Genomic DNA, 22,574 nt, shown 5'->3' with positions numbered 1-22,574 from the left:
CCCAAATGGATGCAGAAACGGCAGACAGCGTCCTGCTGGATGAGATGGTCTATCTGATAGCCAGGGACAACGAAGCGGAGGGGGTTATACAGGAGACCACTTCCCATCCACAATGGTTTGAGTGCCTCTGCCGCAGGGCCGTAGCCTCCAATGAGAATGAGGCCAAGTGGCAGTTTGCCGCCTATCTGCCGGAATGCTCATGTAGTCAGGAAGTCAGGGATATAATTCTGAATTTCGCAAAGGACCCCAATGAATATGTGAGCCGTCGGGCGCTTTTGGCGATGCCCGCTCTGCGTCCTGACTGTGTGGAACAGTTCGCTCCGCTGTTTTGGGAGCGCAACTGTTACCCTCCTGAACTTCAGGAATACCAGCGGATCGCTGTTCTGGTCTCGCTGGATGTCATCCATTCCGACCTGCTTCCACAATACTTGGAACGGGCCAAGCAGGATGGCCGGAGCTATCTGCTGGAACACGCAAAACGAATCGAAGGAGGACTTGCCATGAACGAAAAACTGTCCCGTCCCCAATTCAATCAAATGGATACCACCGAGAAGCAGGCGCTGATGGAAAGCCTGGCTGCTCATTATGATATGACCTTTCTCGGTCTACATACCTTTGACCGTTGGGGTCAGAGCTGCATCACCGGCATCTTCGAGAAAGATGGCCGGGAGTTCGTCTTTGTCCCCGGCGATACCGTCACCTTGGGCTGGGAGCAGTTTGCCGTGGGACTGAATCAGGAGAGCCGGGAGGAATTGGACTATCTGTTCCAGGAGTGGGAGATGGAACCGCAGAACCCGGAGGAGATGATCCGGGAAAGCATGGCTCCTGTTCGGCAGGCGGCCATTGGACCCATGCTGGTGGGCCGGGAGCTGGAGGAAATTAACTGGGAGCCAGTCAAAATGGACGATCCCAGGCTGACTGCCCACCCTGACTGGCTGAAGGAATTCCGTGATTTTGCCTGGAGTGACAGCAGCAGTCTTACCTTGCATCAGTCGGCTCGCATAGAACGGACAGAAGATGGATTTCAGACCTGGATCTATAACCGCACAGACTACGATGCGCTTCTTGCCAGGCTGGAAAAGCAGGGGCTTTCGCTGCCCACGGCGGACGAGTGGGCCTACCTGTGTGGCGGCGGATGTCGGACCCTGTTCCCATGGGGAGATGGGTTAGACTACTCCATGCATCTGCACTGGTTTGAGGACATGGATGAGGATGAGAACCGGCCCTATGACATGGAGGAACCCAACTTCTTCGGCCTGTCCATCGCCTACGATCCCTATATGCGGGAAGTGGTGCAGGCTGATAGGCTTACCACCTGCGGCGGTGACGGCGGATGCAATATCTGTGGTGGGCTGGGCCCATTTCTCGGTTTCCTACCCTGTTCGCCTCACTGTAAGCCGGAAGTGCAGGAGGACAATGAACTAAACGGAGATTATGACTTTTATCGGCCTATCATTCGGCTGGAGAACTATGATTGACAATAGAAGCTTGATACGAAATAAAGAAAGAGAGGTGCCGACATGGGAGCATGGGGTATAAAAGCATTAGAGCGTGACGAAGGGCTGGATGTACTGAACATCCTCAAAAATGAATATGTACCGGAGCATCCGGTAATGGATCTGGGTGAGATGATCGAACTGATGAAAGAGGAAGGTATGTTGGGAGAAGATCTCTCCGACATCGACTTTCTCTATGATAACACCGCTATGGCTCTGGCTGAGCTGTATTTCCAATGGAAGGATAACAGCAAGCTGGACTACGATCATGAAGAAGCTATATGGGATAAAATCACCGGTTTCACAGCATCCAAAGAAGCCATTGCCTTCCTGCTGCGGCAGCTCACCGACATCAAAAACGAGGTGCCGGACGAGGACGGCATCCGTGAGATTGTGGATCTTTGGAAGAACGAGGATAGCGGTGAGATCGCTCCTGAGTGGTTGGAACACTTGAATCAGCTCATTGATCGACTGGATTCAGAACAGGAGGTGCGGAAAATGTATATCAAAAAATACTGGGGCAACTTTATCGGAGGTTCCGATGACAGTCTGAACCTTGTGGCATTTTTAGAGGATCAGAAAAAGGAGGAGATCCCCCTCAGCGAGATTTTCGCCAAGATCGGTCTGGACAAGCAGAACTGGGACTTTCGCCAAACCGTGGAGTACCTGGAGTTTACACATTCCGATGGCGTGGAGATGGACTTCCACTTCGCCATTGATGTGGTCACCGACCTGGCCGCCATCCTGCTGGAGTGCAGCGTCAGTGGCAGTGTAAACCTTCAGGATCTGGACGAGTACAACACCCCCGCCCGCCGTATCCGCATCACGGTTACGCCGGAGGAGCACGACGCCATGAATAAGGCCCTGGCGGACTTTGTCCATGCCCCGCTGGAATACGACATCAGCGAGATGATGGGCGAGGATGAGATCACAGATATGGCTTATCAGGTGGAGATGCTGCGGAAAGAGCTGTACGAAGCCTCCGGCCGTAATCGGAACTACCATGTAAAGGCGGAAGATGTGAAACATCTGCTGCCCGACTGGGAGGGCGCCGATGGCTGTATCGCCACCAACCGCATCACAGTAGAGGGCCGCAAGGTGGGCTACTGCTACAGGGAGGAGCCGGACGGCGGCTGGGACAGCGGCTGGCGCTTTACCGCTGGTGACGAGAGCGAGGCGTACATGGATGATCCCAACAATGCCGGGATTTACAAGCTGAATACGATCTGCAACGACGATCCCGACATCATTTCGCTGTTGCATACGCCCGCCCCCTGCGCTTTTGAGCGGGACGAGAGTGGTGTGTTTCAGCAGATTCAAGGCTGGAAACCGGAACAGGATGAGGAGGAGCCTGATATGGATATTTTGAAGCAGTGCCAGAAGTGGCATGAAAACGACGAACACCAGAAGATCATTAACGCGCTGGAGGCTATTCCTGCCGAAGAGCGTACCCCGGAAATCGATATGGAACTGGCCCGGGCCTACAACAATCTGGCGAACCCCAGCGAGCCGGAGGGAAGAAAGCTGCTTCACCGGGCACTGGAACTGATGCAGTCCCAAGAGGAGAAATTTGGAGACACTTATTCCTGGAATTTCCGCATGGGATATGCCTATTATTATCTGGATCAGGAAGGCCGGGCTCTTCGGTATTTTGAAAAAGCTCTGGAACTGCATCCCGGTGATGATCCTAAGCTCAACACCCAACAGGACATTGAGGAACTGATTGACTGGTGCCAGAAGGGCATTTCCCTGCCGCAGTTCTCGGAGTGCTTCCGGGAGCGGACAGAGGACTGGTGGGAAACCTTTGCGGAAATGGAAGCAGAATTGCGCCAGATGATGGATGAGGACAAAGATCACACCCGCGGTGCCGAACTCGTGGCCCAAATGCAGGAAACCCTGAATCTGGTCTTTGATGAAATCTCCTTTGAAATGGGATTTAACGGCGAGAAGTACGAGCTGATCCTCACCCCGGAGGGTGATAAGGTCAAACTGTTTGAGCTGATCTACTTCCAGAAGCATGCCCCCAAGGAGGTGCTGGAGCACTGGAACATCCTTGTGGGCCGTCAGCCCATCCGAAACATCGGACTGCGCACCGACGATGGCTGGGATATCTCCGGGGAGGATGTGCAGATCTGGCTGGAGAAGCAGGGCGAAAACAGCTTTTCCATCTCCGCCTACTGTGAAAAGCTGCTGCCTATGCTCCGGGAGGAGGAAAGTAGGGCCTGGTGGATGCTCACCACCCTCACCGACCAGGTGCTGGGCGAGATCCCCCACATGAGATACATAGATAGCTTTGATGTGCTGGAGGAACCCAAGACAGAGCCGTCCTTCCTCCTGTCTCAGCTTCCCGACGCTCTGAAGGAGCGGGGGCTGGAACTCTCCACCGACCCGGAAGCCTATCTGGAGAGCTACCTTGGCTACAAAATGGAACCCAATGAAGATCCCGACGCCGATTGGCGGTTGGATACCATGGTGGGCTCCACTTGCTGTGTGCCGCTCATCAACGGCTATCTGAATGCCGACAATGATTTTATGGACGATCTCCATGCCGATGGCACGGTGGCGGGCTTCTTCTGCTATCCCCTGGATACCCTGCGGGAGGAGGAAGGCAGTCAGAAGATCTTCGACTTCCGAGACAAGCTGGAAGAAGTGTTTACCACTGATGAAGGATCGGAAGTGCTCACTCTCACCGGCGGGGCCACCGGCCGCTACTGCGGCTATGTGGACTTCATCGCCTGGGACATCCAAGAGGCGCTGAACATGGCGAAAGAGTTCTTTGAAGGCACGGACATCCCATGGGCCATCTTCCACACCTTCCGCCGTGAAGCCGGTTCTGTACCCCTAAAGCAACAAGATGATGGGCCAGAAACTGAGAATCAGGATGACGAGTTGGATGAAACGCTTACGGGCATGGACTATATTCCTTATACCCAACAGAACGCCGAAGCATTCTTCGCTCAGCTGGAGCAGTGGAACGACGAGGACGAGTACACCCGCTGTATCCAGGCACTGAATGCCATCCCGGAGAACTGGAGGAACTACCGCACCGCCTACGCCCTGGCCCGTGCACTGGAGAACTACGCCATCATCGGGGACCATGACGAAGGTACTTTGAAATCCAAGGGAGACAAAGCCCTCCTGAGGGCCATTGAGGTGTTGGAGTCCGTCCGGGAGGAAGGCCAGGACAAGGCGGAGTGGAATATGCGGATGGCCTACGGCTATCAGTATCTCTATGGCCAGGAGGCAAAGGCCATTCCCTACGCCCAGCGTTGGGCAGAACTGGACCCGGAAGACGAGGACGCTCCGGCGGTGATTCGGGAGTGTAAGGCGGAGATCCGGAAACGCCAGCGCGGCCGGAAGAAGGCCAAATTCGTGCCTGGTAATACCCCTTTTGAGGGCTTCGACCTCACCAACTTCTGGGATGATAATTGGTATGCACTGAAAGAATATGTCAGTGAGCCGCCTTCCGATGAGCTGATTGCCAGCGTGGAGGAGGAACTGGGCTACAAGCTGCCCGCCGCCTACATCTGGCTGATGAAGCAGCACAACGGCGGCATTCCGGTGAATACCTGCTATCCCTGCGATGAGCCTACCTGTTGGGCAGAGGACCATGTGGCCATCACCGGAATTTTCGGCATCGGGCGAGAAAAGAGCTGCTCCCTCTGCGGAGAGCTGGGCAGCCAGTTTATGATCGATGAGTGGGAGTATCCCGCCATCGGCGTGGCCATCTGCGACTGTCCCAGCGCCGGACACGATATGGTTTTCCTGGACTACCGGGCTTGCGGTCCCCAGGGAGAGCCTGCGGTGGTCCATGTGGATCAGGAAAATAACTATAAAATTTCCCATCTGGCAGACAGCTTTGAGGAATTTATCCGGGGACTGGAGCATGAATCCCTGTATGATCCGGATGAAGAAGATACAGACGATCTCGACGAGGAAGATGACGCTGACGGGGAGGAAAACAGCCACACAGGCGTCTTCACCGGCTTTGTCCTCCTGTCCAAGGCAGAATGGGATAAAGAGCAGTTCATCCGGGACATGAAGGAAAAATGGGACATCACCGTGGATGAATACGACGCCAGCGAGGAAAAGGACGATGACGCCCTGGTGTTTGAAGTAGGCGATATGCTGGCCGCCGTCAGCCTGGCCTCCTCCCCTATCCCCGGTGGTGAGGCCGAGGTAAATGCGGAAAACAACTATATGTGGCCGGATGCGGTGAAAATCGCCAGGGAGCACTGTGCCCATATCATGGTGGCGGTGCTGGGCAAAGAGGAAAAGGTTCTGGAGAAGGGCAAGCTCTTCACCAAGCTGATGGCCGCTTGCTGCCGCCAGAGCTATGCCACCGGCGTCTACACCAGCGGCGTGGTGTTTGAGCCCCGGTTCTACGAGGGCTTTGCCGATATGCTCAAAGAGGACGAGCTGCCCATCTTCAACTGGGTCTGGTTCGGCCTGTACCGGAGCGAGGATGGCTTGAACGGCTACACCTACGGCATGGATGTATTTGGCAAGGAGGAGATGGAGGTGCTGAACACCGACGCCGAGCCGGAGGAACTGCGGGACTTTTTGGCAAGCCTTGCCTCCTATGTGCTGGCGTGTGATGTGACGCTACAAGACGGCGAGACTATCGGCTTTTCCGCGGACGATAAGCACACCATCACCCGCAGCCCCGGCGTCTCTCTGCCGGAGGAGCAGATGACCCTGAAAATCAGTTACGAGCCTATAAAGGGAGATCCGGAGGATGACAGCTGCGACCACTCAGACAATGATGACACGCAGGATGAGGAAGAATTCAGTAATCCCGAAGTCTACACCGAGGAGGAGATGGAGGCCGTCGAGGGGCACATTGAGCAGTATTTCGGCAAGGTCGAGAATGTGTTCCACGAGCTGGTTTCTCCCGACATCCATGTGGACATCTGCATGGTGCCGCCCACTGAGGAGCGGGACTATTACACCCTGGTCACCATGGGTATGGGTGCCCACCGGATGAATGTGCCGGTGGAACTGGCGGAATACAAGCTGGAGCGGGCGGAGCTGGCTATCGCGCTGCCTGCGGACTGGAAGTTGGATCAGGAGTCCATGAAAGACGAAAAGTGGTACTGGCCCATCCGCCTGCTGAAATCCTTGGCCCGTCTGCCCATCAACTGTGACAGCTGGTTGGGGCATGGTCATACGGTGGAGAACCGGGAACCATTTGCAGACAACACCAAACTGTGTACTGCTACCCTGATCGGTCTCCAGGATACGGAGGATGGCAGCGAGGTCTGCACTCTGCCGGGCGGCGAGGAGGTCAACTTCTATCAGGTCATTCCGCTTTATGAGGACGAGTTGGACTATAAACTGGAACATGATGTAGACGCTCTGCTGAACAAGATGAGGGGGATCAGTTTTGTCGTAAACCCCACTCGCCAGAATGCTATCACCCGTGGCACCCTTTCCAATGATGATTTTGACGGTGAGATGGACGACGATTCCTATCACCTTGAGAGCATTGAGGAGAAGGAACTGCCTATTGACCCCATCAATGCTTATAACCACATGGCCATCTACCTGCGCTGGTGCATGGAGCACGACCTGATGGGTGAGGACTTCCTGAAAGAATACAGCGAAGTGGCCAAACAGGTCAAAGCTGACCCTGCCAGTGTGGATCTGCGGGAGTTTATCCGGGATGAGCTGGACGGCTGTCTGTTCTCTGTGCTATTCAATCAGCAAGGCCGTGCCTTTGCAGGCTATTACTACGGAGAGGGCGACAGCCCCTACTATCCTGCCGATGTTGACGACAACGCCCTCCGCTTCTTCGGCCCGGAGCGGTATCACTCCGCTGAGTTCCAGGACGAAGCCTACCTGTTCATCCCCTTTGACGAGGACTACTATCAGGTTATGGCAGAGGTGATCGGGGAACGTTTTGAAAACTGGCAGGGACAGGACTTCGACGGGGACACGCTGGAGCCTTCCGAGGTGGCCCAGGCCATCATGGAGTATCTGGACTGCGAGTGTACCTATTTCCCCTCCATGAAGGATGATGACCCCATCAGGTCGGCATACAGCTACGCCCAGCGGCTGGGGGTACGGGAGGGCTTTGTTCCCGTGCTTATCCAGGCGGATGATGAAACGCTGTTGGAGTGTCTGGTAATGAACGCCGATCCGGAGCATGATGCGGACTTCTATGAATTTGACCTCAAAACGGTAATGGAGTACCGGAAGAAGATGCTGGCCGCTCCCGTCAAGGACGGAAAGGCGGTTTTGGAGGAATTGACCGGCCAGCGTAAGGAAGAAGCCGAGGACGATGACATGGACTGGGAGGAGGAAGTCCTGGGCGAGATGGAGGGCGGCTATGACAATGACCGCTTCTCCTGCTATTGGGATTCGGATAGCCACATGACCTATCCGCTCATTCTGGCCAAAATTCCGGTCAAGAACCCCTGGGAGATCTTCGCCTACCTGCCCTTTGGGAACTGGAACGAGTGTCCCGATACGCCGGAACTGATGGCGGTGGCAAAATACTGGTTTGAGCAGCATGGTGCCATCCCCGCCGCTATGAGCCACGATGAGTTGGAGTTCCTGCTCCCGGCCCCTGTTTCCCAGGAGCAGGCTATGGAAGTTGCCACAGAGCAGTACGGCTTCTGCCCGGACATCGTGGATCAGGAGCAGGATGACCCCACTGTGGGCAATCTGGCGGATGTGCTGCGGCAGTCCACCGTCTGGTACTTCTGGTGGGATTGATGGGAGATTGTGACCATGAACGAATACCTGAAGCAATATATTGAACTCCAAAAGCAGTTTCGGGAGACAGAAGGAGATCCAGACAGTGTCCGTGCTCTCTATACCTTCAAGGAGAAACTGGAGCTGTCGGAAGACAAGCAGGCCAAGGAAGTGCTGGTGGATGTGTATGATCTGCTGGACTTCAAGAAGGATGCCTACGAACTGCTCTGCCAAATTGGAAATCGTTCCGACAAGAAGACCCTCAAGCGGTTGGGAGTCTTGAAGGACTATGCGGAAAATTGGGGCAATCACTACGCCATCCCCAAGCCCCAAACACCAGAGGAAAAGCAGAATGAGAAGGAGCGGCGGGCCCAGCTGGGTCTGCCCGCCTTCCGGTATCACCCCTACCCTTTGGAAACCGGCGCTTTTGAGGAGTCCGCGGATGGCGTTGTCTGCGACTGCTGTGGCAAGACGACCCATGTTTTCTATACAAATCCGTTCTTTTCAGTGGAGGATATTGCATATCTGTGCCCAGAGTGCATCGCCAGCGGCGAAGCGGTCCGGAAATATGACGGTAGTTTTCAAGATGATTTCTCTCTGGATGATGGTGTAGACGATCCGGAGAAGCTGGACGAATTGATCCACCGCACCCCCGGCTACTCCGGCTGGCAGCAGGAATATTGGCGTGCTCACTGCGGCGACTACTGTGCCTTTTTGGGCTATGTGGGTGCCAGAGAACTGCGGGCACTGGGTGTGCTGGAGGAGGTGCTGGACGATCCCATGTGGGACGAGGAGCAGAAAGATATGATCCGGGAATCCGTCAATGGCGGGCACCTGCAATGCTATCTGTTCCAGTGCCTCCACTGCGGAAAGCACCTGGTCTGGATGGATTTTGATTGAGGTGGCAACATGGAGAAGAAGGATTTTCCCAAGGGAACCAAGCCCCGCGAGATCTTCGTCTATACCTGTGAGCGGATCGCGGAGCCTTTGATCCCGCTGGGCTACAAATACCGTAAGAGCAAAAATGACATCTACAAAAAAGACGGCATCTTTGTGTTCTCCTTTTACTTTTCCCCCTCTATCTGCTTTGGCTCCACCACTTTTACTGCCTTCTTCGATGTGAGTTCCCCGGTGATTGCCCAGTGGCGCAGTGAGCAGGAAGGGACGGAGGAAACCTATGATGGTATCGTTGGTACCTCCATCGCCCGGCTGACCCACCGGTATGATGACTTCCCCCGCTATGAGGTATCTACTCTGCTGGAGCGGGAACGCTCCATCCAGGAGATTTCCGGGCAGATCCGGGACTATGCCCTGCCGTTCTTCGCCCGGTTTTCCGACTTGCCGAAGCTGCTGGACGATGTGGAACGAGAGGGGTTCTTCCCCTATCGGAGGGGGTTCGATGTCCCTAAGCGGAATCGGGAGTTCATCGAATGCTTCCCGGGAGTATCTGAAAAAGATATAATAAATTACAGTAAGAAAACAAAACGGAGGAAAGCGGTATGGAAGAAATCAGAAAGTTTTTATCGGAACCTGAGGAACATCAGGACGAATTTTGGGAAAGCGATGCTCTGATCTGGGTGGACTGGAGAGATTTTGATGAATCTATCATCGAATACTTCAATAAAAAACTGCCTGATGAAGATAAAATTCAGTTTGAATGTGTGGAAACAGAAAAAGAACGCGGTGTTGATATTTTTATGAAAAAGAATGGTGTCAGCGCACCGATCCCCTACGCAGATGATTGTACCGACCGTGACACTACACTGAGAAGTATTCAGGAGTATCTGTCGCCGCAGTATCAGCTCCGCTGGTATATGGGCTCGCTCGGTAGCGATACCCTCGCTTTCTGTATTTATCCCACTTCAGAATGGGAGCAGATAGAGCAGGAATTTGGCGCAGAAAAAGTTGCCTACTACTTTGCACCGGTGCAGGCAAACAGTGTCATGTTCGAAATGGATATGAATGAAGTTTTTGCTTTGCTGGAGCAAAGAGGAGACGCGTAAGATTAACTTGCAGGAGGAATCACCATGTCACAGATTGCATCCTTTTATCTTCTCAAAGACGGCCAGCGGCAGGAACTGTCCAACGGAGACTGCTCCGGCGTGGTCTATATGGCCATCTGGGACTGGTGTGAGAGCGAGCTGGATCTGGATGTCCGTTTTCCTGCTCCCCAGACGGAGGACACCCTGGACTGCGCTCTGCTGGAGCGAGATCTGGCGTATAATATGCTGGCAGCTCTGCGGGAGTGGGACCTCCCGGAGCTGGCCGCTGAAATTGCCCCTGACTGGGACCTGCCCACCGAGGCGGTGCAAAGCGGGCTTGAAACGCTGCGCTCCCATCTGGAACTGGTGCGGGGCGACGTTGCCCTGCTGTATGAAATGTTATAAGGCGGAGGGATACTATGCTGGCAAAGCGGTTTGAAGATATTTTACATAAGCTGGGCATGGCTGAACTGGAACACCCTCTGTTCTACCATGCGCCGGTAGGCATTCGGTTTGAGATCGGCGGGGAGGAACCAATCTATCTGGACAGGAGTGCGGCGAAGCTGAGAACCAACCCCGCCTATGTTCAGGGGGCGCTGGACCGGGCCGCCGCGATCTATCGGGCACTTCCGGAGGTGCCGGACCTTCTGCGGATCGACGGATATCCCGATGAAGAACCTGCCGAGTCCCTGCTGACCGTTATCCGGCAGCGAATGGGACTCCCGGTTCCCAATGAGCAACTTCCGGTCATAGAGCTGGACGAAGATGGGGATACCCATGCACAAGTGCAGTTTTACTGGGATCTCAGCGGGATTACCTTTCAGCCGGAGCAACTTTTGCAGGAGATCATTCTGGGAGATATCGGAGGCTGGGCCGGCTTTGTGTCCAGCGTCTATCTGACAGGGCCTGGACCGTTCCTCTACCACCTGTACGATGACCGGGGGCTGGATGTGCTGGGCAGTTCCAGAGAACTGCTTTTGCCGCTTTACCATCAGTTTCATGGCTGGATCTTGGAGTATAATCTGGAGCAGATTGACCGGGTGTTTACAGCGGAGCAACCACAGCGGCAGAAGTTCACCATCGACGGTCGCCGCTTTTCTAACATGGCTGGTTTTTATGACGAGGTGGAGCGGGTGTTTACCTTTGGTTTGGACCGGAAGAACGGTCGGAACCTGAACGCTTTCAACGATATTCTCCGGGGCGGTTTTGGACGGCATGAGTATGGACAGCCCATCCACATCCAGTGGTTGGCCTATGAAAAAAGCGTCCGTAATCTCGGAAAAGTGACTATGGACACCATTGTGGAAATCATTTTGGATACAGACCATTCCGGGCACGACTGTACCCTGGAACGGTTTTGACCGAACAGAAACGGAGGCAATACTATGGGACTTGACATCTACGCCGGAACATTGACCCGGTACTATTCTCACAACTGGAAAACCGTTGTCCAGCAGTGGGCGGAGGAAAACGGATACTCCTTCAACTGCATCACCCCGGATGGGGAACCTGCTGATAACGAGGAAGAAATGTCCCCGGCTGAGGTTCAGGCGGCGGTGGAGAACTGGCGGGATCAGATCTTGAGCGCCATTTCTCAGCCGGGCCAGCCCCCCTACGCTCCCTGGCTTGAAGATAATGAGAAACCTTATTACACCGACAAGCCGGATTGGGATGCCTTCGGCGCTATGCTGCTGGTGGCCGCCTGTCGTACATACGAGGAACCGGTGCCTTCCACCGTGGAGAAGGACTGGATCTTCGGGGAGCATCCTCTGGTCGCCCGTCTTGCATCGGACGAGGAGCGGGTGTGGTCCCTGCTTCGGGGCGCAACTTGGTGGCTGCCTCTGGCGGATGCCTTCTTCTTTCAGGCGCCTCTGCCCACCGATGATCAGGCGATGATCGCCACCCTGGGCGGACTGCGGAAGGAACTGGAAAAGCTGAACCAGCTGGCATGGCAGGCAGATGAGGATACCATCCTTGGTTGGGCAGACACGGAGGGATACCCGGTAGACGGGACCCTGGGCCCGGATGGACAGTACAGCAAGGCGGACATCCCGGAACACACCCAGTATGACACCCAATCCCTTGCCAAGTTTGCCTTCTCCATGTTCTGGCGGGCCATGCGGTTTGCCGAGGAACAGCAGGTGCCCATCCTGCTTGATTATTAAAGAGGATTCATCAGGAGGTGAAGTCCGTGGAACAAAAACGCCCGGCAGATATATTCCAGGAACTTCTGGACTACCTATGGAACGGCCTGGGCCTGGAGGAAAAGGGCTGGAAGCGTCTGAAAAAAGGCGACTTCAAAAAGAAAACGAAAAACGGGCTGACCTATCAGATCTGGTTTGACCGGAGCCGCTACAACTACATAGACTACGAAATCGGCCATGGAAATGTGGAGGTGGGTTTCAGCTGTATCATAAAGCAGGGAGATGACTACCTCTACTCTTTCAGAATTGAACCCACAACAGGCGGTTCATTCTTTCGGATGCTGACAGAGGACCTGCGGCTGAACACCGGGCTGCTGGACACCTTTCTGCCCCTGATCAAAGCCCACTACCTTGACTTCATCGACCGCTTCGAGGCAGACCCCGTGGAGGCATTACAGTCGGTCTGCGCCCCCTTCACCGAGGCGGAGGACTACAGATGGTTCATCTATGTGCGGGAGCAGATGGTGAAACGGTACGGAACGGCGGAGCAGATGGAGGAGTACCGCCGTCAGGCAGAATTGCGCGGAACGCCGGAGTGCAAGGCGAAGACCCATACCGGAAAGTTGCTGTTCTACCAGTCCCATGCCAAGGATGTGGATCATGCCTGGGCCTCAAGCCGCACCAGAGAGGAACTGGACCAGGTGGTGGAACCCTTTGTGCAGGCCAAGCGGCAGACAGGACAGTGGACGCAGGAGGATGAGGCGGGCTATCAGCTCTACCAGCAGGAAACAGATCCGAAGAAACGCACCTTTCGGGTATGGTATCTCATCGCCAATCCCCGGGGTCTGCCGAAAGAATTTGTCCAGAAAGAACTGGAGTTCCGGTGGAAGCTGTTCGCTAACAGAGAGGAAGAAAGAAAATGAACGGTATTATTATTCTGGTTTGTAGTCTGCTGCTTCTCATGGCTATAAAACTGCTGATAGAACGCAACTTCATCGGACTGATTCTGTTTTGTGTGGTTCTTTTTTTAGCCTTTGGAGTAACTCCACACACAAAGTAGTGATTGTCCATTGCCACATAATCTACTGCTATAAGGAGGAAACTAAATGAGCAATCAAGTTTTCCGGCAAAATCTGAACGACAAAAAAGGCCCCCAGCCCGGTGGCCCCTATCTCATTCAGATGCTGTTCAAAGAGCCGGTAGAAATGCCGGATAAAGAAAAAATGACTGCTGTAATGGAGAAGCACATCGGATCAACAGAGTGCTTCTGTTATGATAAGAAAATGGCTGGCTTTGCCGCACAGGAGCATATTGCAGAGTTCAAGGACGGAAAATGCCCGGTGCAGCTGATGGTGATGAAATGCGACAAGTTCAAGGGCAAAGGCTTTGATGCCTTCCTGATGAGCCAGATGTGGGACTGCCAGGAGGACCGGGAGCGGATCTTCCGGGAGTGCAAATATCAGGTGGTAGCCACCGATATGCTGTCTGCGGCGCTTCCGGCGCTGGAGCGTGCCAATCTGGATGCCGACTTTTTGGAGGCTCTGGCGGAGCTATACCCCACCTGTGAGGCATTCTATTTCCAGAACTGCGGCAAACTGTTTCTGGCGGAGGATGTGCGTTCTCACCAGATTGAAGGTTCGGATCGGTTCATCCGCTTTGGCGTCAATGTCCGCTTCTTTAACATTGAGGGCACCGAAGATATGCTCATCGACACGGTGGGCATGAGCACCCTGTTCCTGCCCGACCTCCAGTACCACTTCCACGACATGGACCCCAACTGGGTGGTAAACCACGCCTACAATGTGGCATCGTACATATTGGAGCATGATAACCCCATTCAGGATGGGGAAACCATAGACGGCGTGGCGGATGGCCAGATGTGCCGGGAGATTCAGTGGAAGTGCCAGTATGAGGACGCTCTGATCCAGCCGCTCAGAGGGGTGCTGGACATTAATATGGGAGAGTGTGCATCTGGAATGCGTTAATATAAAATGATGCCATATAAAAAAGATAGTTGACATTATATCGTAAAATGACAGCTATCTTTTTTATATAAGGGTTTTGGTTAAGATTTTCGTTCTACAAACCACCGGCCTATATAAGCTCCCGTTAAATTTGTACTGCGTTCAAAAAAGAGATGGCTTTGCTTTCCGTTTACCAAAATTGTATAACAGTCGCCCTGACCTCCAGCTTTCCTTGCGACAGAGGGTTTCACATTCAAAATGCGGTCAATTGTATAAGGCGTTCCGTCTTCCCAGGTAAGTTCTTCTGGAAGCATTTTTCCGTCTGGAAGGAAGGCTGCTCTTACGTTTACATAAACCTTGCAGTCTGTCTGAACACCGCTCATATAGTTCTACCTCCTTAAAAAGTTTTTTAACTTCTTCCAGTTCTTCCTCAAGTGTAGATGCATCTGAATGGAAAATGAGATGTGCTTCATCCTTTGTCCATCCGCATAGCAGATAATCACCGGTATGTGTTAGCTCAGAGGTATAGTAAAAATATTGCTGCTTATCTAATTGACAGCAGAAATAGGCACACCGGGTAAGAGGGGAGAGGACAGGAGATGGAGTAATAAGCTGATAGATGATAGTTGTCCCATTGTTGCAAAGTTCTTTTCTAAGGGAAAAATCGTTTTCCGTATATGGACAAATATAATCAGACTCTTCCTGATACATGGCATGGAACAAGTCAAGGTATAGATCGGAGCCATTTTTTTCAAGATCCTGGCAAAATGATTTTGGGGAAAGATAGAAAAAATGGGGGTTCCATTTATGTTCTACATAGTATATATCGCGGATAGTATCTTCGTTCATCAGTAGTCCTCCTATTCAATTGTTTTCAGAAAATTCCCATGTGATACGATGGGAGACTCCAGTTTATAACCTTTACGTTTCATGACACGAAATTTAAAGTCCAGTAATTCTGCTGGTACATAAAGAGCTTTGGCTGCCTGAAAGAAAAACTGGTCTTCGTTTAATGCATTTAATACGCAGTCATCGGATAACAGCAGTTCGGCAGCAAAGAGATTTGCTTCATATTCCTGCCGATCTGTATCGTCAAATAGTGTAAATTCATGAAACGCAGCTGTTATGTTTGTATGAAGCACGGAGTGAGCAATTTCATGAGCTAGTATGACCCGTTGAATCACTTCCGGTAAATCGCTGTTGATTGTGATATGTTTGATTCTGCGGTGCTGAACATAAAATCCTTTGCAGCACCCTTTATATCTTCCCATCGGTTTTAATACCACGATAATTTTCATTGCCTGTGCCAGACGGAATGGATCCGATTCACCATATTTTTTCTGGATCCGTCTGACTTCTTCAGATATGGATTGAATAGTCAAAACAGCTCCCTCCTTTCGGACTATATTACGGGAGAAGATTATTGTGGATTTTTCTTTTTGCCAAAGGTTTTTCTGGCTGCTTTTTTACAGTCATAGTATGCTTCGGCAACTGCCTGAAAATAAGCATCTTTTGCTTCTTCGCTTAGAGTGCCTCCTGCAAAAAGAGCTGTGTTCTCAGCCAGCATTTTCTGTAGATCCAACGCCTCCCTGGTTCCGCTATTTTTTCTCATATCTTCTACATATTCCATGCGGTCTAAGCCGTAAGATGGATCCTCTATGTTATCGTTCTGCAGATACTCGGTTGATACCTCCAGTGCCTTTGCCAGTTTATAAAGCTGTGCCTGGTATGGTTTTCTTTCGCCTAATTCATAAGAAGTAATTGTCCGGATACCCATTCCGGCTTTTTCTGCTAATTGTTTCTGACTTAATCCAAGATTTCCGCGTTGTTCTTTAACTTTAGCACCAAAAGATTTCATGTCAGACCTCCATTCGTTTTAGTGTGCGTAAACTTGCTAACTGTGCTATTGACAAGTGTGCATGTAGTTGCTAATATTTGAATTAGCAAGAGTTAGCAAGTATCAGTGACTATATGCAAATTATAATGGTAAGTGTGCAAACTGTCAAGAATAAGTGTGCTAATACTTGCTAGAAAAAATTGGAAGAGGGTACAGAATATGAATCGGACAATCCTTCATAGCGATATGAACTGTTTTTATGCTTCTGTAGAAATGATGCTGAACCCAGAGCTACAGGGAAAAGCAGTAGCAGTGTGCGGGTCCACAGAAAACCGTCATGGAATTGTTCTTGCAAAATCAGAGAAAGCGAAACAAGCAGGAATAAAAACAGGGATGGTTAACTGGGAGGCAAAACGACTTTGTCCGGATTTGATTTTGGTTCCACCCCAGTATGAACAGTATTTAAAATATTCCAATATGGCAAGAGAGATTTATCAGGAATATACAGACCTGGTAGAGCCTTACGGAATGGACGAGTGCTTTCTAGATGTGACAGCAAGTCAGGTTCTTTATGGTTCTGGAAAAGAAATTGCAGACCAGATTCGCTGCAGGATGAAGAATGAACTGGGATTGACTGTTAGTATAGGAATTTCATTCAATAAAATATTTGCAAAACTGGGAAGTGATATGAAGAAGCCGGATGCCATAACTAGCATTGAAGAATCAGAATGGAAACAAAAGGTTTGGCCGCTTCGGGTATCGGAATTATTATTCTGTGGCCGCTCAACTACAAAGAAGCTGGAGCAAGTTGGAATTTATACGATAGGAGATCTGGCAGAAATGGATCATGATTATGTGAACCAGCTTCTTGGTAAAAATGGGCTGATGCTGTGGTCATATGCAAATGGTCTGGATGATAGTCCGGTAATGGAGAAGGACTTTGTGTCTCCGATGAAAAGTGTGGGGCATGGAATTACTTGTACAGCAGATCTTAAAACAGAAGAGGAGGTCTGGAAGGTTATTCTGGAATTATGCCAGGACATAGGACATCGATTAAGGATTCATGGATTGAAAGCACAGGGGGTTCAGATAGCGATTCGCAGTCAGGAACTATTTATAAGGCAGTATCAAGGTCAACTTTCCCTTCCGACGATAGTGCCTTTGGAAATTGCTAAACTGGCGAGGGAACTATTTCAGAGAAATTATGATTGGAAGGAACCTGTGCGTTCGGTAACTGTTCGTGCAATCAACTTGGTATCAGCAAAAGAACCGGAGCAAATCTGTTTGTTTTCGGATCCAATCCGGCTTGAGAAAGAAGAAAAATTATTTCTGGCGATTGAGGAAATTCGGCGGCGATTTGGAAAAAGGGCTATCTATCCAGCGGCCTTGATGAAGGATCTGAAGATGCCGGAATACCGAGATCATGGTTTGATTATGCCGGGAGTTATGAACCGGTAAGATAGGAGGGGCTTATGGGACGGAAAAACTCATTGGCAAAAAACAGTATTCAGATGCTGTGTGTGATGCAGCATCTGGATGAACAAAATTTATATGAAAGGTCAAAATTGTTATTATCTATTTATCGAAATGTATGCTGGACGGCCTGTGACCGTGCTGCAATGCTTCGTGAAGAAGCAGAATATTGTTATGGCAGAGAACTGGAGGAGGGGCTTCTATATCTGAATGATTTTGCTCCTACTGTAGAGAGGGAAAAGTTTGAAGAAACAGTAAAAAGCCTGTTCCAGACCAAGTGGCTTGTGGAACTGGTAGACTCGGCCATGGTTAAAATGCGTGATTTTCCATATTCACCACAGCTTTATTTTGACATTGTGTTTAAGTGTTATTTAAGCCGGTTCCGATATACAGAACCTGAATTACTGGAAACGCTTCGGATGGAAAGAAGCACATATTATGATAGAAAAAAGGAAGCAATTAAAATATTCGGTCTATCCCTTTGGGGGAGTGCTCTTCCTCAAATCAAACAGGCTTTGGAAGAACCGTTACTTTATGAATAGAGGAGAGGTGGTTTTATGAGCAACAAAAAGAAAATGGAAGTTTTGTATTTTGTTGAGCAATACATAAAAAGGTATGGATATCCGCCTACTGTGCGGGATATCGGAAAAGGTTTAGGGTATCGTTCCCCATCAACTGTGCATGGTTATCTTCGGCAATTGAAGGAAGAACATCTGATTGAAAGTGACGGAAGCAAACCGAGAACGCTTCATATTAATTAAATAGTCCGACTAAAGTCCGACAATAGTCCTACTGAAAGTCCGACTTCTCTCATGTTATAGTCAGTACACTGGATGGTCAGTGTGCTGAGCGAGAAGATCTCATACAGAAATGTATGGGGTCTTTTTTTATAGTGTTTTGTGCGCTGCATCCAATTTCAAATTTGTTAAGAGCCAGCGGGATCTTCCCGTTGGCTTCTTTTTTTCTAAGGAGCAGCGTATGGAGAAAAGCTTTTGCTTGAGGATTGCCAGAAACCTATGTCGTAGTCCGCCACTTGTCCTTCGTTTTCACCACCCAACGAAAACTAAGGAGGACAGGAACATGGCAAAACCGTATAAGATACCGGATTTTAGAAAAATGTATCCGGAAGCCAGCGAGGAAGTAATCGCTGTATTGAGAACAAGTGAAAGAAAAATGCAGTATCAGGAATATGACTTAAAAAGAGCAAGAAATATCGTAGATCCTAAAACAGGAGAGAAAATGACCATTCCTAGCAGAGAGGATTCCTATGAACGCCTGCAGGAAATGGCTGTGCAATTTCCAGAAGAAAACAGAAGTGTTGAGGATCAGATTCTGAAAAAAATAGAGTGTGAACAGTTACATAAATTCCTTTTAGAACTCTCGAAAGAAGAACAGTGGTTGATTCAGGAACTCTATTTTGAGGAACGGACGGAACGGGAGGTAGCTTCGGTACTTGGATTGTCACAGAAGGCGATAAACAAACGGAGACAGAAGATTTTAGAGAAACTGAGAAAATTATTTTAATTATTTTTCTGTTTTTGGTTCTCAAACTTCTCTGCCAGCGTGGAAAGAAGTGAAGGGGACTGATTTCTCTTTCTGTTCTTTGGCAAAAACTGTGTGAAACAGTCATATCCGGCAATACAGATACCTTAGTTGTTCAGCCCAAAAGGAAAAGCACAAAGGAAAATCCGCCACGACCACCTGCAGATAGTCAGAGTGTCTGTCAATAAGATGACATCAAAGGTGCAGAGCGAAAAAAATTTGTCCTTAAAGCAGTTTTGGCAGACTGCCTGCAATGACCTGAACAGCCTATAATGATACTTCCGTCCAGTCACAGCCCCGCAAAACGGGAACACGCAATGAGGGCGGCTCGGAGAGACCCTCGGAGGGGAACAATCCCATGACAGCCTTAAGCCATGGCTGGTCAGTGTTGCCGCCCAAAGATATCGGTTGTAACAGGAATATCAGTATTTCCGATATCTGGTTCCGGGAAGTTGTGTCGAATAGGAACTTTTGAAAATGAAGAACAAGTGATTTTTAACAGAAACTATGGCGGCAGCTTTATATTTATCCAGCGGAAAAGGAAAGATAGATCAGCTGGATAAGGCTGCCGCTATCCTTGTGTTCTAAATCACAAAATGATAAGGAGGAAGATGTATATGCGTGTCAAAGAATTTATGGAATTATATTCTGACAGCAATTTTCATTTTATGACATCGAAAGGATATTTATTTCTGAATTCTGACCAGGTAAAATCCATACTTTTGGAAGGGCAGAAAGAAGCAGCCAAGAAGGAGCTGGGAAAGGGAATCCGAGCTGATGAACTTTTGGCAGGCGAGGTCATCAGCGTAAGCTGGAAAAAGGGCATTTGCCATATGACGGCAGAATTACATAGAGATAGAGACTTTTCATAAAGAGTAGGAACATTCGTAGTCCAAAGTAGATGGAAGGAGGGGAAGTGTTACGATAAAAAAAGGAGATATATATTATGCAGACCTGATGCCGGTAATAGGCTCTGAACAGGGGGGAATCCGGCCGGTTTTGATTATTCAGAATGATGTTGGTAATTGTTACAGTCCAACCGTCATTGTGGCAGCAATTACAAGTCGGCCTAATAAGCACTGGATACCTACACATATCGAATTGGGAAATCATGTAAGAGGACTCCATAATGATTCTGTTATTTTATTGGAGCAGGTAAGGACGATTGACCGGATAAGATTAAGAGGGTATGTAGGAAGTCTGAGTGGAGCCATGATGCGTAAAGTAGATGAGGCAATTCTCGTGAGTTTTGGTGTAACAGTACAGAGAAGAACATAAAGGGTGTTTGGAAAAGGAGCAGGAGGCAGGAATGGGTCAGGGAAAACGTGCGTGGATCTATTGTGCGATTGATGCACCGGAAGATAGAAATGGTGCATTAAAAAGTCAGTTTAAACAGCTGATTGATTATGGAGAGCAGATGGGATTTGAACTGGTTGGAAGTTCCAGTGATGTGGGGACAACTCCGCTTTGGAATCGAAATGGATTTCGTCATTTTATAGAAGCGGTTCAGAGAGAACAGGTAGATGTTCTTTTGATTGTAAACCGTGGCAGGCTGTCCAGATCATCCATGCAGCTCGCAAGATTTCAGATCCTTCAGGAAAGCTATGATGTCGATGCATATTCGCCATTGGAAGGGAAAATTGAGTTTGGCAGTTGAAAAAATAGGAGAGAAGATTTTATGAGAGCAGAAGAAAAGAATATGGTAGAACGGATCATGGACACAGAAACGATGGGATATGCCTATGAGTATCCATATGGTGGGGGAGCCAGAAAAGAATATATGTTGGCACTGACCCCGGAGAACTTGGCAAATTTTATCGGTGCGAGAGGATATGATGCTAAAAAAATAGTGATTACCGATGTGTTGGATCGCCTGATTGTGAATACCTGTATGGGGATGCTGGATGTTTGTCCGGACCAGAAATTATGTGGGAGAATTATTGAGTATTTGGCGCCGATCCAGCTGGGAGAGAAGGAGGCTGGAGAGATTTTGGCGGTGGAACGCAATGTGGCAGATGAATATTTTGCTATGGAAGATGAAGAGGTTACGATGGCAGAATGTCAGATGTTATAGAGATTGTTGAGGAGGTAGAACGATCATGATTGGGATATTGATTGTTGCGGCAGTTGGAATTATTGGATTTTTGTTAACTGCAGGTATTGCATTTGGAATAGCAGGGAGTTATCAAATCGATTGACGTTGTTTATTGATAATGCTTCGTTTGAAAAGGAAAGATTGTTACATTGTGTGATAGCTATGAGAAGAGTAACACGGTATACTGTGTATAGCGTTAGAGGAAAGGAGTAAAGTAATATGGCAAGGTATATTGTGGATTCCCAGATAGATAATCACGAAAAATATTATTTCATTCGTGAACAGGAGAGCCAGGATATAGTATTACTGCCCTCCAAGTATCTAATGCATAAAAAAAGATCAAAATTGTCACCTAACACTATCAGAAGAAGTGCAGGAGCCATTTCATACTATCTGAATTATATAGATGAGACTGGCATTCAGTTAGATGATGTATGGGAGATGCCATATAATAAGCAGCAGGAACACTTTACAGACTATTTGATATGGTTACAGGCAGGATTGCATAGTGGAGATAGTTACAAAAAGAAACCATATAATGAGACCTGTAATGCGTATTTAAAAGAGGTGTTCCGATTTTATAGATTTTCTGGACAGCAGGATGAATCTACAAAGCAATTGAAAGTCCTCTCTGATATGAGAATTATTGTACATAATTCAGTGGGAGTAAAAAGAACATTATATCGGAATACATTTCATGGATATCTACAGGAAAAAGGACATATAGGGAAGACCATAGAGCAGGATAAGATCGTGATTTTATTAAAGGCATGTGCCAATTGTCGCGATCAAATCCTGCTTTTATTATTAGCAGAAACGGGATTTCGCATCGGGGAACTTTTGGGAGTCCGGTATGCGACAGACATTGATTATGAAAGACACTTACTGTATGTCAATTTTAGAGAAGATAATGAAAATGGAGCCAGGGCTAAGAATGCAGAATACAGAAAGGCAAAAATCAGCGATGCCACCTTTGAAATTCTGCAGTTTTATATAGAGGAATATAAAGACCTTATTTTCCAGCAGGAATACTTGATTATTAACATTTCGGGAGATTATGCAGGAAAACCGATGCAGGACTCAGGCGTCTATGCATTGATGGAACGGCTGCAGAAGAAGACTGGGATTAAAGTAACACCACATATGCTGCGGCATTATTTTGCAAATGCTCGCCGGAAGGCTGGATGGAAGCTGGAACTTATCAGTCAAGCGCTTGGGCATCGAAATATAGAAACAACAATGAGATATTTAAATATATCGGATCAGGAGTTGATGGATGTCAGTGATGAATTTTATAGAAAACATCAGTCCATTTATGAAATTGACAAATTACTTTAGGGAA

The 22,574-nt window shown here is 49.4% G+C and carries 22 protein-coding genes; 19 read left to right on the top strand and 3 right to left on the bottom strand.

The genetic code is table 11. The annotated features are described in order from the left end of the window. Nucleotides 1-500 precede the first annotated feature (500 nt). From CLOL250_RS14360 to CLOL250_RS01980, 10 genes are all read left to right on the top strand, one after another. Complete coding sequence (locus CLOL250_RS14360; RefSeq protein WP_038292392.1) at nt 501-1,478, top strand: hypothetical protein; 978 nt, start codon at nt 501-503, stop codon at nt 1,476-1,478. Nucleotides 1,479-1,520: 42 nt separating this feature from the next. Further along, nucleotides 1,521-8,216: an immunity protein Imm33 domain-containing protein gene (locus CLOL250_RS02025; protein WP_008400352.1), complete on the top strand. Its 6,696-nt coding sequence runs from the start codon at nt 1,521-1,523 to the stop codon at nt 8,214-8,216. Nucleotides 8,217-8,231: 15 nt separating this feature from the next. Then, nucleotides 8,232-9,095 (top strand): CbrC family protein, encoded by an 864-nt coding sequence (locus CLOL250_RS02020; protein WP_002593761.1) that lies wholly within the window; start codon nt 8,232-8,234, stop codon nt 9,093-9,095. Between the two features lie 9 nt (nt 9,096-9,104). Continuing rightward, a complete protein-coding gene (locus CLOL250_RS02015) occupies nt 9,105-9,767 on the top strand; it encodes a DUF4304 domain-containing protein (protein WP_002593760.1) in 663 nt (220 codons plus the stop codon). Continuing rightward, nucleotides 9,695-10,198 carry a hypothetical protein gene (locus CLOL250_RS02010; RefSeq protein ID WP_038292374.1) on the top strand — a complete coding sequence of 168 codons (504 nt, stop codon included), beginning with the start codon at nt 9,695-9,697 and terminating at the stop codon, nt 10,196-10,198. Before CLOL250_RS02015 ends, CLOL250_RS02010 begins: the two co-directional genes overlap by 73 nt. Before the next feature lie 24 nt (nt 10,199-10,222). Next, nucleotides 10,223-10,582: a hypothetical protein gene (locus CLOL250_RS02005; RefSeq protein WP_002593758.1), complete on the top strand. Its 360-nt coding sequence runs from the start codon at nt 10,223-10,225 to the stop codon at nt 10,580-10,582. 14 nt (nt 10,583-10,596) lie between these two features. Beyond that, complete coding sequence (locus tag CLOL250_RS02000; RefSeq protein WP_002593757.1) at nt 10,597-11,538, top strand: DUF3885 domain-containing protein; 942 nt, start codon at nt 10,597-10,599, stop codon at nt 11,536-11,538. A 24-nt stretch (nt 11,539-11,562) separates the two neighbouring features. After that, nucleotides 11,563-12,342 carry a hypothetical protein gene (locus tag CLOL250_RS01990; protein ID WP_002593756.1) on the top strand — a complete coding sequence of 260 codons (780 nt, stop codon included), beginning with the start codon at nt 11,563-11,565 and terminating at the stop codon, nt 12,340-12,342. A 17-nt stretch (nt 12,343-12,359) separates the two neighbouring features. Next, complete coding sequence (locus CLOL250_RS01985) at nt 12,360-13,244, top strand: hypothetical protein (RefSeq protein WP_008400348.1); 885 nt, start codon at nt 12,360-12,362, stop codon at nt 13,242-13,244. 183 nt (nt 13,245-13,427) lie between these two features. After that, nucleotides 13,428-14,306: a DUF4261 domain-containing protein gene (locus CLOL250_RS01980; protein ID WP_002593753.1), complete on the top strand. Its 879-nt coding sequence runs from the start codon at nt 13,428-13,430 to the stop codon at nt 14,304-14,306. A gap of 80 nt (nt 14,307-14,386) precedes the next feature. On the opposite strand, the gene CLOL250_RS13620 is transcribed toward CLOL250_RS01980, so the two are convergent. The 3 genes from CLOL250_RS13620 to CLOL250_RS01965 all read right to left on the bottom strand — a co-directional run bounded on the left by CLOL250_RS13620 (nt 14,387) and on the right by CLOL250_RS01965 (nt 16,143). Further along, nucleotides 14,387-14,668 carry a hypothetical protein gene (locus CLOL250_RS13620; protein ID WP_008400345.1) on the bottom strand — a complete coding sequence of 94 codons (282 nt, stop codon included), beginning with the start codon at nt 14,666-14,668 and terminating at the stop codon, nt 14,387-14,389. Between the two features lie 477 nt (nt 14,669-15,145). Beyond that, on the bottom strand, nt 15,146-15,667 hold the full coding sequence (locus CLOL250_RS01970) for an ImmA/IrrE family metallo-endopeptidase (protein WP_002593751.1): 522 nt from the start codon (nt 15,665-15,667) through the stop codon (nt 15,146-15,148). Nucleotides 15,668-15,705: 38 nt separating this feature from the next. Further along, on the bottom strand, nt 15,706-16,143 hold the full coding sequence (locus CLOL250_RS01965; RefSeq protein WP_002593750.1) for a helix-turn-helix domain-containing protein: 438 nt from the start codon (nt 16,141-16,143) through the stop codon (nt 15,706-15,708). 198 nt (nt 16,144-16,341) lie between these two features. On the opposite strand from CLOL250_RS01965, the gene dinB reads away from it, so the two are divergent. From dinB to CLOL250_RS01920, 9 genes are all read left to right on the top strand, one after another. Continuing rightward, a complete protein-coding gene (gene dinB, locus CLOL250_RS01960) occupies nt 16,342-17,580 on the top strand; it encodes a DNA polymerase IV (protein WP_044944626.1) in 1,239 nt (412 codons plus the stop codon). Between the two features lie 14 nt (nt 17,581-17,594). Further along, complete coding sequence (locus tag CLOL250_RS01955) at nt 17,595-18,137, top strand: hypothetical protein (protein WP_002593748.1); 543 nt, start codon at nt 17,595-17,597, stop codon at nt 18,135-18,137. 15 nt (nt 18,138-18,152) lie between these two features. Then, entirely contained in the window at nt 18,153-18,356 is a 204-nt protein-coding gene (locus tag CLOL250_RS01950; protein WP_002593747.1) for a LexA family protein, read from the top strand. 319 nt (nt 18,357-18,675) lie between these two features. Further along, nucleotides 18,676-19,119, top strand: coding sequence for an RNA polymerase sigma factor (locus CLOL250_RS01945; RefSeq protein WP_002593746.1), 444 nt, complete (start codon nt 18,676-18,678; stop codon nt 19,117-19,119). 635 nt (nt 19,120-19,754) lie between these two features. Next, a complete protein-coding gene (locus tag CLOL250_RS01940; protein WP_002593745.1) occupies nt 19,755-20,009 on the top strand; it encodes a hypothetical protein in 255 nt (84 codons plus the stop codon). A 52-nt stretch (nt 20,010-20,061) separates the two neighbouring features. Beyond that, entirely contained in the window at nt 20,062-20,415 is a 354-nt protein-coding gene (locus tag CLOL250_RS01935; protein WP_038292372.1) for a type II toxin-antitoxin system PemK/MazF family toxin, read from the top strand. A 31-nt stretch (nt 20,416-20,446) separates the two neighbouring features. After that, nucleotides 20,447-20,794, top strand: coding sequence for a recombinase family protein (locus CLOL250_RS01930; RefSeq protein WP_044944624.1), 348 nt, complete (start codon nt 20,447-20,449; stop codon nt 20,792-20,794). A gap of 21 nt (nt 20,795-20,815) precedes the next feature. Further along, on the top strand, nt 20,816-21,211 hold the full coding sequence (locus tag CLOL250_RS01925) for a hypothetical protein (RefSeq protein WP_008400335.1): 396 nt from the start codon (nt 20,816-20,818) through the stop codon (nt 21,209-21,211). Nucleotides 21,212-21,451: 240 nt separating this feature from the next. Next, entirely contained in the window at nt 21,452-22,570 is a 1,119-nt protein-coding gene (locus CLOL250_RS01920) for a tyrosine-type recombinase/integrase (RefSeq protein WP_008400332.1), read from the top strand. Nucleotides 22,571-22,574 lie beyond the last annotated feature (4 nt).

Source organism: Clostridium sp. L2-50 (assembly GCF_000154245.1).
Lineage (GTDB): Bacteria > Bacillota > Clostridia > Lachnospirales > Lachnospiraceae > Coprococcus.
This window is presented reverse-complemented; position numbering and strand designations above follow the sequence as displayed.

What these genes read in the sequence shown, in the direction of transcription:
- CLOL250_RS02025 (WP_008400352.1), top strand. Translation starts at nt 1,521, where the DNA reads ATGGGAGCATGGGGTATAAAAGCATTAGAGCGTGACGAAGGGCTGGAT.
- CLOL250_RS01930 (WP_044944624.1), top strand. Translation starts at nt 20,447, where the DNA reads ATGGGTCAGGGAAAACGTGCGTGGATCTATTGTGCGATTGATGCACCG.
- CLOL250_RS02000 (WP_002593757.1), top strand. Translation starts at nt 10,597, where the DNA reads ATGCTGGCAAAGCGGTTTGAAGATATTTTACATAAGCTGGGCATGGCT.
- CLOL250_RS02015 (WP_002593760.1), top strand. Translation starts at nt 9,105, where the DNA reads ATGGAGAAGAAGGATTTTCCCAAGGGAACCAAGCCCCGCGAGATCTTC.
- CLOL250_RS01980 (WP_002593753.1), top strand. Translation starts at nt 13,428, where the DNA reads ATGAGCAATCAAGTTTTCCGGCAAAATCTGAACGACAAAAAAGGCCCC.
- CLOL250_RS01955 (WP_002593748.1), top strand. Translation starts at nt 17,595, where the DNA reads ATGGGACGGAAAAACTCATTGGCAAAAAACAGTATTCAGATGCTGTGT.
- CLOL250_RS01990 (WP_002593756.1), top strand. Translation starts at nt 11,563, where the DNA reads ATGGGACTTGACATCTACGCCGGAACATTGACCCGGTACTATTCTCAC.
- CLOL250_RS02010 (WP_038292374.1), top strand. Translation starts at nt 9,695, where the DNA reads ATGGAAGAAATCAGAAAGTTTTTATCGGAACCTGAGGAACATCAGGAC.
- CLOL250_RS02020 (WP_002593761.1), top strand. Translation starts at nt 8,232, where the DNA reads ATGAACGAATACCTGAAGCAATATATTGAACTCCAAAAGCAGTTTCGG.
- CLOL250_RS01945 (WP_002593746.1), top strand. Translation starts at nt 18,676, where the DNA reads ATGGCAAAACCGTATAAGATACCGGATTTTAGAAAAATGTATCCGGAA.
- CLOL250_RS01940 (WP_002593745.1), top strand. Translation starts at nt 19,755, where the DNA reads ATGCGTGTCAAAGAATTTATGGAATTATATTCTGACAGCAATTTTCAT.
- CLOL250_RS13620 (WP_008400345.1), bottom strand. Translation starts at nt 14,668, where the DNA reads ATGAGCGGTGTTCAGACAGACTGCAAGGTTTATGTAAACGTAAGAGCA.
- CLOL250_RS14360 (WP_038292392.1), top strand. Translation starts at nt 501, where the DNA reads ATGAACGAAAAACTGTCCCGTCCCCAATTCAATCAAATGGATACCACC.
- dinB (WP_044944626.1), top strand. Translation starts at nt 16,342, where the DNA reads ATGAATCGGACAATCCTTCATAGCGATATGAACTGTTTTTATGCTTCT.
- CLOL250_RS01925 (WP_008400335.1), top strand. Translation starts at nt 20,816, where the DNA reads ATGAGAGCAGAAGAAAAGAATATGGTAGAACGGATCATGGACACAGAA.
- CLOL250_RS01965 (WP_002593750.1), bottom strand. Translation starts at nt 16,143, where the DNA reads ATGAAATCTTTTGGTGCTAAAGTTAAAGAACAACGCGGAAATCTTGGA.
- CLOL250_RS02005 (WP_002593758.1), top strand. Translation starts at nt 10,223, where the DNA reads ATGTCACAGATTGCATCCTTTTATCTTCTCAAAGACGGCCAGCGGCAG.
- CLOL250_RS01920 (WP_008400332.1), top strand. Translation starts at nt 21,452, where the DNA reads ATGGCAAGGTATATTGTGGATTCCCAGATAGATAATCACGAAAAATAT.
- CLOL250_RS01950 (WP_002593747.1), top strand. Translation starts at nt 18,153, where the DNA reads ATGAGCAACAAAAAGAAAATGGAAGTTTTGTATTTTGTTGAGCAATAC.